This window comes from Propionivibrio sp. (genome assembly GCF_029255185.1).
GTDB lineage: Bacteria > Pseudomonadota > Gammaproteobacteria > Burkholderiales > Rhodocyclaceae > Propionivibrio.
Genome location: NZ_JAPUVO010000100.1, coordinates 53,966 through 64,889, shown reverse-complemented (window position 1 = coordinate 64,889; position 10,924 = coordinate 53,966). Strand labels below are relative to the sequence as shown.

The window sequence follows — 10,924 nt, the reverse complement described above, 5'->3', positions numbered from 1 at the left end:
GCGGCGAAATAGGTACGCTGTGCATCCAGCACTTCCAAGAAGTTGAACTTGCCGTTTTCAAATCCGACGGTGGCCGCGTCGTAGGCACTTTTGGCCCCAGGTAAAACATCCCGTTGCAAGACGTCGACTTCCCCACGAATGGATTCCAGCCGCTCGCGGGCTTGCAATACGTCCGTGCTGACTCGCATGTTCAAAGCTTGGAGTTCGTCCCGCGCCTTGTCTTCGCGCTTCAGCGCTTCCAACAAGTTCCCCTGATTGCGATCAAACAGTGGCAAGGGTACGGAAACACCGAACAGCAGTTGATCGCGCTGCAGTTCGTTGGGGCGTTTCACCCCAAGGCTGAAAGTGACGTCGGGTATCCGTTTGCCGCGCTCTACATCGACCAACGACCTGCGGCGCTCAACCTCCAGCTGCATACGGCGCAGCGTTGGCGAAGCGGACAGGCGCTGCTGGACGTTGTCGAACGAAGGGACAGCCGGAAGCTCTTCCACGTTGCCCGACACGAGAGTAAATCGCGGTGGGTTGGCCCCTAGCAAACTGGCCAAGCGTGCCCGAGCATTGCGTTGTTCGCTCTGGGCCTGTGCCAATTCGACTCGCACGCCTGCTTCGGCCACACGTGCCTTGGTTTCTTCGACCGGCGAAACCTTGCCCGCTGCCACGCGTTTGGCAACAGCATCGGTAGCGCGTTTTGCCAGATCGACACTGGCCCCGGCCAATGCTGCGCGTTCCTGTGCCGCCAAAGTCTCGAAGAAGGCAGCGACCACGGCGGCACGAATTTCGACGCGGCGCAAGTTCAGTTCTTCGACCGCAATGTCGCGTCCTCGCTCTGCCGCCGTGATACGGGCCGCGCGCTTGCCACCCATCTCGACGGGCAGATTGATCTGCACACTTTGTGTGCGGGTCGCTGCCCTCTGGTCTTCCAGCGAGTACGCCAGTTCGGGATTGGGGCGAGCTTGCCCCTGGATCACCTGACCTTGCGTTGCCTCGATTTCCCGCCTTGCGACAGCCAAGTCTAGATTGCTGTCCAGGGCTAAATCGATGGCCTTTTGCAGCGTCAGGATCGTTGCCGCTTCGCTCTGCAAGCCGCTTCTGACGGCTGAAGGATTGTCTTGTGCTGCTGGCAACGCCTGAGCGAAAGCTGCCCCTGCAGCGAGCGCTACGAGCAAGCTCGTCGCAGCCGCGACTCCTGATGTGCGGAGGACGGAGACTGACTTCCGTCGTTTGTGATTGTGATGACTCTTCAACATTCGATTCTCCAGTGATATTCAAATACACGAGGGAATCGGCGGAGAGCGATCCAAATGATCGCCTGCTCGTCGTCACGTCAGCCGAGCTGAGGTCGGCTTGATACGGTCACGCGCTAGGCGTATCCGTGCATTGGTGATGACGAAGGGAAGGAACGCGCTCCCCGCCGATCAGGCGAGGGCACGCCACTGAGGGCGTTCGAGGCGTTCAAAAGGGGGCGACGTGAGACGAGCCCAGTAATCTGCTGTATCCAGAGACGAGTCGGCATGCGATGCAATCGTGACTGCCCCAGGCAAGGCCGACAAACATCCCGCGTGACAGGATGCGCAATCGGGATCGCCACCGATGGTCTTGGCTGGATCGGAAGATGCGTCTTTGCCATCCGCAGTCTTGTGCTGATGGTCATGGTGACCAAAGTGCTTGGCTGCGGCACCGGTTTCGTGTTGGCAATAGCTGGCTGCAGCCGCCCAGCCAAGCTGTAGCGGCATAAACACCAACAAAAGGATTGCCAACCATCTACGCATATGGACAACAGTGTAGCAGCTATAGACTTCCCTGTGCATCTTTTCTACTTGCTCTGTTGCCTTCCAAGCAACCTTAGCCCATTGAAGACCACCAGCAAGCTTGCCCCCATGTCCGCAAACACCGCCATCCACATGGAGGCATTGTCGAAGACAGCCAGCAGTAAAAACACCAGCTTGATGCCTAGCGCAAGACTGATGTTCTGCCAAAGCACGGCGTGGGTGCGCTTCGAGAGCCGTATCGTTTCTGGCAGACGCCGCAGGTCGTCGTTCATGACCACAACATCGGCGGCCTCCATCGCCGTATGGGTTCCAGCAGCACCCATGGCGAAGCCGATGTCGGCCTTGGCAAGTGCTGGCGCATCATTGATGCCATCGCCTGTCATCGCCGTGATACCCAAGCGCTGTTGAAGTTCGCAGATGGCCTGCAACTTGTCTTCGGGTAGCAGGTTGCCCCGCACCTCGGCAATGCCCGCCTGAAATCCGACGGTGCGCGCGGTCGCGATGTTATCTCCTGTCAGCATGACCGGTGTTACGCCGAGCGACTTCAGGTCGGCCACCGCTTGGGCGGAGGATGGCTTGATGGTGTCCGCTACAGCGCAGATCGCCATCACACGTTCGCTGTTCGCGAGGAGTGTGACCGTGCGACCTGCCTCTTCATGAACTGCGAGACGGGCTTCGAGTTCAGCCGAACATTGCCCACGCTCCTCGATCCAGCGGTGGTTGGCCAGCGCGTAGGGATGATTGCCGATGACGCCTTGCACTCCACGCCCTGCAACGGCTTGAAACTCTCCCACCTCTAGATCGGCGGTTGACAGCCCCTCTGCGATGGCTTTGGAAACCGGGTGATCCGACCGACCCGCGAGACTCTTTGCAAGTCCCTCCAGCACCCGTTGATCAAGACCTGTATCTACGGGCTCGAAGGCCACCAGTTTTGGCTTACCTTCCGTGATCGTGCCGGTCTTGTCCAGGGCCACCGCTTTGATCTTTCGCGCATCCTCCAAGTAAACGCCACCTTTGATCAATATTCCCCGCCTTGCCCCGGCTGCCAAGCCGCTGACGACCGTGACTGGTGTGGAAATAACCAAGGCACAAGGGCAAGCGATGACCAACAACACCAAGGCTTTATAGACAGCCTGTATCCAGGTCAAGTCCGTGATCCACGGCGCTAACGACGCGACGGCGACAGCCAGGGTGAAAACTGCAGGTGTGTAGATCGCGGCAAACCGATCAACAAAGCGCTGTGTTGGCGCACGGGACGACTGTGCTTGCTCGACTGCGTGGATGATGCGCGCCAGGGTACTGTCCGAAGCGGGCGCGGTGACACGGAATTCCAACGCCGCAGACTGGTTGATGGTGCCGGCAAAGACTTCGTCGCCAGGAGCCTTGTCTATAGGCAGGCTTTCCCCAGTCACAGGGGACTGGTCGATGGCGCTCTGGCCCAGCGTCACGACGCCATCGAGCGGAACGCGCTCTCCTGGACGGATGCGCACTATCGCATCAACAACGACCGCTTTGACGCCGACGCGTGTCCAACTGCCGTCACTTTGACGCACCTCGGCTTGCTCCGGTGCAAGAGCCAGCAAGCTCTTGATGGCGTTACGCGCCCGGTCCACCGCTCGAGCCTCGATGGCCTCGGCTATGGCATACAAGGCCATCACCATGGCAGCTTCTGGCCACTGGCCTATCAAGAAGGCACCTGTCACGGCCACAGTCATCAAGGCGTTGATGTTCAAGCGTCCTTGCCGCAGTGCGGAAAGCCCTTTACCGTAGACAGAGAAACCCGCCAGGGCGATGGCCACCGCGGCCAGCGCCATTCCAAGGGCTTTTGCTGGCCAACTATCTGAAAAAGCGAATGCCAAGCCTTCAGCCGCCACGGCCAGCCCCAATGCAGCAATCAATTTGCCCCATGAGGCCCAGAAACCAGTTGGCGCAGCGGCAGTAGCTCCATCCGATTTGTCTTCTACGCCGAGTGGTTCCGGTTTGAAGCCCGCTTTGCGAATTGCATCCAGTGCCACCCGCAGAGCATGATCCTCGGCAGCGATGGCCAACTCGCGGTCGCCCAAGTTGAACTGCAAGCCACGAATGCCTGCCACGCCGTCCAGCGCTCGACGGATTTCTGACTCTTCCGACGCGCAGTCCATGTTCGCGATCCGGAATCGCTGTGGCTCAACAGCCGTTGCATTAGACGCCATTGGCCCGCCCACAGCAGGCGATGTCGCGCAGCCACTCCCACAATCGCAGGCAGTGTCAACTTGTTGGCGTTGGTGAGTAGGGTTCATGATCTTCTCCTTGTTGGATGGATTAAAAACCCTGTAGCCACTACAATGTCAAGTGCTTACAATAAAACTATGCAACTTTCCTGCCATCGCTCAAGGTGAAGATATGAGAATCGGTGAACTGGCCAAGGCCGCTCACACCCAGGTTGAGACGATTCGGTATTACGAACGCGAAGGATTGTTGCCTGAAACTCCTCGCACAGAAGGTAACTACCGGGTGTACGGCAGCGAACACGTTGACCGACTGTCCTTCATTCGGCACTGCCGAGGGTTGGACATGACGTTGGACGAAATCCGAGTGCTGCTGCGCTTCAAGGATTCGCCTCACGAGAACTGCGCACAAGTGAACGACCTGCTCGACGAGCACATAGGCCATGTAGCTGCCCGCATCAAAGAGTTGAAGGCGCTGGAACGACAGCTCAAGACTTTGCGGGAAAACTGCCGTGAATCTCAGCAGGCCAGCCATTGTGGCATTCTGACTGAATTGTCTACGGCATCGCGCCACGATCACGAGTCAGGAACCAGCAGAGGCCATGTTCATGGGGCACACAGTCTCAAAGGAAAGCATTGAACGACCGGTGTCAGCCAAGTAGCCGTGACTCAGCATCGCGTTGGGTTGAAATGGTGTGAGAGAAATAACGCTCGGTGGTATGGAGACATGCGTGCCCCTCACACGGAAGAATTCCAGCCGCATGAGGGGGATAAAAAGGAAGTTGCGATCTAAGGGTGCCCCCGTGTCCTTTGGCGACGACGCATCAAGAAGTACACCGCAGGCACCACAAACATCGATAGCAAGGGCGCGGTGATCATCCCGCCCACCATGGGTGCAGCAATGCGCTGCATCACCTCGGAACCGGTGCCCGTCCCCCACATGATCGGAAATAAGCCCGCCAGGATGACGGCCACCGTCATTGCTTTGGGACGCACGCGCAGTACGGCACCCTCGCGGATCGCATCCAGTAGGTCTTCGATGCTGGCCTTTCCCTGCGCGATACGCTCATCCCAAGCATGTTTGAGGTACAGCAGCATGATGACCCCGAACTCTGCCGACACCCCAGCCAGCGCGATGAACCCGACCACACCTGCCACCGACAGGTTGTAGCCCAGCAGGTACAGCAGCCAGATGCCGCCCACCAGTGCGAAGGGCAAGGTCGCCATGATGAGCAGGGCCTCATCAAACCGCTTGAAGGTCAGGTACAGCAGCACAAAGATGATGAGCAGCGTGAACGGCACCACCACCTTGAGCTTGGCCGTGGCACGTTCCAGAAACTCGAACTGCCCCGACCAAGACACCGAATACCCGGCAGGCAGAGCCACCTTCTCGGCCACCGCCTTTTGCATGTCCTGCACCGCCGAACGCAAGTCACGCCCGCGAATGTCCACATACACCCAACCTGAGAGTCGGGCGTTCTCGCTTCGCAGCATGGGTGGGCCGTCGGTGATGCGGATGTCGGCCACATCGGACAGCACCAGCCGTTGGCCGCTCTCCGAGACGATGGGCAGGACGCGCAGCTTCTCCAGCGAGTCACGGATTTCACGGGGATAACGCATATTGATGGGGAAGCGTTGTAGGCCCTCCACCGTTTCGCCGATGTTGTCACCTCCCACCGCAGCGGTGATGACGGACTGCACTTCCGCGATGTTCATCCCAAAGCGGGCCGCAGCATCGCGGTTAATGTTCACGTCCACATAGCGCCCACCCGTCAAACGCTCTGCAAGTGCGCTGCTGACACCGGGTACGTCCTTGAGTGCCTTTTCGATCTCGCCGGTCAGGCGGTCGATGGTGGCCAGGTCAGTTCCGGCGACTTTCACGCCCACTGGGCTTTTGATACCAGTCGCCAGCATGTCGATGCGGTTGCGGATCGGTGGCACCCAGATGTTGGCCAGGCCCGGCACCTTGACGATGCGGTCCAGCTCGTCCACCAGCTTATCCTGCGTCATGCCGGGTCGCCACTGGTCTTTGGGTTTGAACTGGATGGTGGTCTCGAACATCTCCATGGGAGCGGGATCGGTGGCGGTTTCGGCACGGCCAGCCTTGCCGTAGACGCTCAAGACCTCGGGCACGGTCTTGATGAGTCGGTCTGTCTGTTGCAGCAGTTCACCGGCCTTGCCTGCGGACAAGCCAGGCAGCGCGGAAGGCATATAGAGTAGATCCCCCTCATCCAGGCGCGGCATGAACTCACCGCCAATGTGCTGCAAGGGCCAAAGACTCAAACCCAGCAGCAGTGCGGCCACCGCCAACGTGGCTTTGGGCCAGTCCAGCACCGCGTTGAGCAGCGGGCGGTAAATCGCAATCAGGAAGCGATTCAATGGGTTGGACTTCTCATCCGGGATACGGCCCCGAATCAAATAGCCCATCAGCACCGGAATCAGCGTGACCGACAGTGCCGCCGCCGCCGCCATGGCGTAGGTCTTGGTAAACGCCAGCGGCGAGAACAAACGCCCCTCCTGCGCTTCCAGCGTGAACACCGGAATAAAGGACAGCGTGATGATGAGCAGCGAGAAGAACAGCGCTGGGCCTACCTCGGCAGCAGATTCTCCAATCACCCGCCAGCGGGCGTCGCCTTCGAGCTTTTGGCCCGGGTGGTCGTGGCTCCAATGCTCCAGATGTTTGTGGGCGTTTTCGATCATCACCACAGCGGCATCCACCATGGCGCCAATGGCAATGGCAATGCCCCCCAGCGACATGATGTTGGCATTCACGCCCTGGTAATGCATGACGATGAACGCGGCCAGGATGCCCAGCGGCAGCGACACGATGGCGACCAGGGCCGAGCGCAGGTGAAACAGGAAGATGAAGCAGACCACGGCCACCACCGCAAACTCTTCCAGCAGCTTGTGACCTAAGTTCTCCACCGCCCGCTCGATCAGGCCGGAGCGGTCGTAGACGGGCACGATCTCCACCCCCTTGGGCAGGCTGGATTGCAGGCTCTTGAGCTTGGCCTTGACGGCGGCAATGGTTTCCAGCGCGTTCTTGCCGGAACGCATCACGATCACACCGCCCGCGGCCTCACCTTCGCCATCGAGTTCACCAATGCCCCGGCGCATCTCTGGTCCAAGCTGGATGCGGGCCACGTCGCCCAAACGGACGGACACACCAGTCGCCGTGGTCATCAGCGGCACCTTGCGGAAGTCGTCCAGCGATTGCAGGTAGCCGCTGGCGCGCACCATGTATTCGGCTTCGCCCAGCTCCAGCACCGAACCACCGGCTTCCTGGTTGCCCTTTTGAATGGCTTCAACCACCTTGCTGTGCGGAATGCCGTAGGCCGCCAGCTTGTCCGGTTGCAGCACGATCTGGTACTGGCGCACCATGCCACCGATGGTGGCCACCTCCGCCACATTGGGCACGGTCTTGAGTTCGTACTTGAGGAACCAGTCTTGCAAAGCCCGAAGTTGGGCCGCGTCCTGCGTGCCACTGCGGTCCACCAACGCATACTGGTAAATCCAGCCCACCCCGGTGGCATCTGGCCCCAGTGTGGCCTTGGCACCGGGTGGAAGGCGGGATTGCACCTGGTTCAGGTACTCCAGCACACGGGAGCGCGCCCAGTAGAGGTCCGTGCCATCCTCAAACAGCACGTAGACAAAGGAGTCGCCAAAGAACGAGTACCCGCGCACCGTCTTGGCCCCCGGCACCGACAGCATGGTGGTCGTCAGCGGATAGGTGATCTGGTTTTCCACAATACGCGGTGCTTGCCCGGGATACGTGGTGCGGATGATGACCTGCACATCCGACAAGTCAGGCAAGGCATCCAGGGGCGTGCGCATCACGGAATAAACGCCCCAGGCCGCAACGATCAAGGTCACCAGCAGCACCAGAAAGCGGTTCCCAATAGACCAACGGATGAGCTTGGCAATCATGGCTTGCTCCCGGCTGGTTTGGCGGTGACCGCTTTGGGCTCCGGTGCCATGGCGCTCACGCGGGTGAGCTGTGGCAAGCCTTCCGCATCCATGTAGAACTCGAAACTCACCTTGTCGCCAGGCACCAGATTGCGCGGCTGGCTGCTGGCAGGCAACTTGAAGTCCATAGTCATCTCGCCCCATTTGAGGGACGGAATCGGGCCATGCGACAAGGTGATGCTGTCCTTGCCGATGGCCTCAATCCTGGCTTCGCCCTCATGGCGCGGTGCCGTGTTGGCCGCGCTTGGCTTGGGTGCATCGTTCAAACGTGCTTCCACACCTTTGAGACTGGCTTCCGAGTCGATCAAGAACTGGGACGACACCACCACGCGCTGCCCCATTTGCAGGCCGCGTTTGATCTCGGTCTGGCCATTGCTTTCGATGCCGGTTTCCACCTCGACCGGACGGAACTTGCCTTTGTCCTCGGCCAGCATGACCACCACACGCTTGCCGGTCTGGATCACGGCTTCCGTGGGAATCAGCAAGGACTTCTCTGTCCGCATGTCCATGAATTGCATATTGACGAACATGCCGGGCACCAGCAGGTTGCCGGGGTTGGCCAGTTCCACGCGGGCCTTGAGCGTGCGGGTGGCCGCGCTCACCTCGGGCAATATCGCTTGCACCGTGCCGCGCAGGGCCGTGCCGGGTGCGGCGGCGCTGCTGGTCTGCACCTTGGTACCGGGGCGAATCAGGGCCGCCTGGCTTTCTGGTACTTCGGCATTGGCCCACACGCTGCCCAGACCGTTGATACGGAACAGCGTCGCACCTGGCATCACCGTCATGCCTTCACGAGCCATCAGCTCCACCACCACACCGCCTATTGGTGCGGTCAGGGTGATGCGGGCTTGGGTTTTGCCGCTGCTTTCCACCAAGCGAATCTGTTCATCGCTCATGCCCACCTGGCGCATGCGCTGGCGGGCACCATCGACCAACGGCGCCAGGTCTGTTCCCTGCATGCGCCGCACCGACAGAAATTCCTCCTGTGCAGCAATCCAGTCGGGCACGTAGAGGTCGGCCAGGGCTTGGCCTTTGCTCACGCGGTCCAGGGTTGCACGCACGTGCAGGCGCTCGATGTAGCCGGTGGCACGGGCCTGCACAAAGGCCTGGTCGCGCTCATTGAAGGCAATGTTTCCTACTGCGGAGACCTGTTGCGACAGCAGCCCTTCGGTGACTTCGGCAGTCCGTACCCCGAGGTTCTGCTGGATGCGGGGGCTGACCGTGACTTTGCTTCCGTCGCTGCCAGCATCCCCGTCGGCGTAGACCGGCACCATCATCATGTCCATGAAGGGGGACTTACCGGGTTTGTCGAACTTGTTGCCCGGCACCATGGGGTCGTGGTAGTAGAGGATCTTGCGTCCGGTGGTTGGGTCCACATCGCCGGCCTTGATGCCTTTTTCGATATGGCGGCGGGTGGCGTCTTCGCCTTCGGCAACGCTTTGGGGGACTGCGCCGGGCGCAACGCTTCCCGTTGCGGCTGCTCCTGCTGACGGGGCGGAGGAAGTAGCCATGCCCATGCCGCGCTGCATGCCAATGGTATAGAGACCGTAACCGCTTGCGGCGAGTACGCCCGCACCGACCAGGCCCACCAGCAGGGGTTTGAGTTTTGTCATGTTATTTCTCCGTTGCTGTTGTTGTGGGGAGTGAGGGCAGGCGTGGCTCCGTAGTCGTTTGGTGCTCAGCGGGAATCAGGTACTCCAGTTGCGCCCACAGAGCGGCAGTTTCCATCGCCAGACGCAGGCGATCCATCTGGGTGTCGATGGCCATGCGCCGTGCTTCCAGCACCGCCGTGAGCGGGCCACTGCCGCCCCGGTAGGCGGCTATCGCGGCACGGGCGCGTTCAGCCGTCAGCGGAATCAGAGCGCTGTCGTATTGCGCCAAACGCTCACGGTTGCTTTGCCACTCCTGCAACCACATGCGGGTGTCGGCAACATGCTCCCGTGTGGCTTCCTCGCGCTGGGCGCGCATCTGCTCGGCGATGGCCAGTTTGGCGGAGAGCTCCCGGTCTTGCCGGTTCTTTTGATCCCACTGCAACGGGACGGAGACGTTGACCGACACCATGTTCGAGTAGGCCGGGCCGCGTTGGCTGACCATCAACTCCACACTCCAGTCAGCGTGTTTGTTGCTCTGTGCAATATCCGCATCGGCGCGTGCCACCTGTTCCTGCTTAGCCATCAAGGCAATTTCAGGATGGTGTGCCAACTGGCTGTCCAGGCTGGTCAGGTCAAGGTGGACGGACTCTAAGTTGGGGGGCGTGTCCAGTGCCTGGGCGGCATCGTCCCCAACCCATCGTGCCAGCCTGATCTTGGCCGTTCCGATCTGCTTCTCTGTCTGGCGGATGCGGTCATCGATCTGCGCCACCATCGACCGGGCCGTGAACACATCCGCTTGGGCTCCACGCCCGCCACGGTAGGCTGCGTCGGCAGCTTCGATCTGCAAGCCCGCCTCCGTTCGCTGGTTGCGTAGCACGTCGAGCATGCGTTCTTGGTAATGGCGCTCCAGCCATGCCTTCGCGGTGTCACGTCGCAAGTTGGCAAGGGCCAGGGTACGGCTGGCTTCTGCTGCTTCTGCTTCACGGTGAAAACGGGCGGAGCGGGCCTTGAGTTTGTCGCCCCGCGTGATTTCCTGCATCACGCCGACTGAGCGCATGGTCATGAAGTCCTGCGTCAGGCTGAAACGGTCTTCGCCATTGATTGGCAGGTTGTTGATGCCAAATTTGAGCGTGGGGTCGGGCAGTTGCCCGGCGGCTAGAGCCATGTCGCGGGAGGCGGTGGCTGCGGCATCTTGGGCGGTAAGCTGGCGTGACCGACTTTCGGCAAGCTGCAAAGCCCGATCGAGGGACAGAACCGGCCCTGCATGCGCAGCATGGCCGATCCAAAGAATGGCATTGATAAAAATTCCGAGTAGGATTTTTTTCACTCTAAATCTCCAGCAAAACACAAAGCGTCGGCAAAATGCGGACGGACTTAGGCTAGGGAGATCCGA

6 protein-coding genes are annotated in these 10,924 nt (G+C 60.3%); 1 reads left to right on the top strand and 5 read right to left on the bottom strand.

Translation table 11 applies throughout. The annotated features are described in order from the left end of the window. Positions 1 to 1,166, bottom strand: a 1,166-nt coding sequence (locus Q1J43_RS08395; RefSeq protein ID WP_301102013.1) for a TolC family protein, incomplete at its 3' end; no start/stop codon positions are given. A gap of 647 nt (positions 1,167 to 1,813) precedes the next feature. Beyond that, positions 1,814 to 3,832: a heavy metal translocating P-type ATPase gene (locus tag Q1J43_RS08390; protein ID WP_366141867.1), complete on the bottom strand. Its 2,019-nt coding sequence runs from the start codon at positions 3,830 to 3,832 to the stop codon at positions 1,814 to 1,816. Positions 3,833 to 4,151: 319 nt separating this feature from the next. Here Q1J43_RS08390 and cadR point away from each other — a divergent pair, with 319 nt between their 5' ends. Beyond that, on the top strand, positions 4,152 to 4,616 hold the full coding sequence (cadR, locus tag Q1J43_RS08385; protein WP_301102012.1) for a Cd(II)/Pb(II)-responsive transcriptional regulator: 465 nt from the start codon (positions 4,152 to 4,154) through the stop codon (positions 4,614 to 4,616). A 149-nt stretch (positions 4,617 to 4,765) separates the two neighbouring features. Here cadR and Q1J43_RS08380 read toward each other — a convergent pair whose 3' ends face one another. Genes Q1J43_RS08380 through Q1J43_RS08370 form a run of 3 tightly spaced genes read right to left on the bottom strand, consistent with a single transcriptional unit; the run spans position 4,766 to position 10,858 of the window. After that, positions 4,766 to 7,903 carry an efflux RND transporter permease subunit gene (locus Q1J43_RS08380; RefSeq protein WP_301102010.1) on the bottom strand — a complete coding sequence of 1,046 codons (3,138 nt, stop codon included), beginning with the start codon at positions 7,901 to 7,903 and terminating at the stop codon, positions 4,766 to 4,768. Then, positions 7,900 to 9,552 carry an efflux RND transporter periplasmic adaptor subunit gene (locus Q1J43_RS08375; RefSeq protein ID WP_301102009.1) on the bottom strand — a complete coding sequence of 551 codons (1,653 nt, stop codon included), beginning with the start codon at positions 9,550 to 9,552 and terminating at the stop codon, positions 7,900 to 7,902. Before Q1J43_RS08375 ends, Q1J43_RS08380 begins: the two co-directional genes overlap by 4 nt. A gap of 1 nt (position 9,553) precedes the next feature. After that, positions 9,554 to 10,858, bottom strand: coding sequence for a TolC family protein (locus Q1J43_RS08370; protein ID WP_301102008.1), 1,305 nt, complete (start codon positions 10,856 to 10,858; stop codon positions 9,554 to 9,556). Positions 10,859 to 10,924 lie beyond the last annotated feature (66 nt).

What these genes read in the sequence shown, in the direction of transcription:
- Q1J43_RS08380 (WP_301102010.1), bottom strand. Translation starts at nt 7,903, where the DNA reads ATGATTGCCAAGCTCATCCGTTGGTCTATTGGGAACCGCTTTCTGGTG.
- Q1J43_RS08375 (WP_301102009.1), bottom strand. Translation starts at nt 9,552, where the DNA reads ATGACAAAACTCAAACCCCTGCTGGTGGGCCTGGTCGGTGCGGGCGTA.
- cadR (WP_301102012.1), top strand. Translation starts at nt 4,152, where the DNA reads ATGAGAATCGGTGAACTGGCCAAGGCCGCTCACACCCAGGTTGAGACG.